Origin of the sequence: Domibacillus sp. 8LH, assembly GCF_038806185.1 — a bacterium.
Taxonomy (GTDB): domain Bacteria; phylum Bacillota; class Bacilli; order Bacillales; family Domibacillaceae; genus Domibacillus; species Domibacillus indicus_A.
Map to the genome: position 1 here is coordinate 1 of NZ_JAVJNG010000335.1, position 236 is coordinate 236.

Sequence of the window (236 nt, forward strand, 5' to 3'; positions counted from 1 at the left end):
CAACACAGTCGGAACGCTGCCTTCTCCGATTTGCGTTTCATCACAGACACTGTGAATCCAGCCTTCCGCTATCATAAATGAAAGCGTCTGCTCATAAAATGGCGGCGAGAACCAGGAACGGTTTCTGAATTCAAGCGCACAAGGGATATCTCCCATTTGGTGCTTGCACCATCTCAAATAGGCGACATTCTCCTTCTTGCAGTCAAACCAAGCCGGAAATTGAAACAGCACCATGG

Annotated in this window: 1 protein-coding gene; it reads right to left on the minus strand. The window is 48.3% G+C overall.

Annotation, left to right across the window (positions count from 1 at the left end):
- A partial coding sequence (locus RG959_RS24925; RefSeq protein WP_342799377.1) for a DUF72 domain-containing protein occupies positions 1–236 on the minus strand: 236 nt, incomplete at both ends.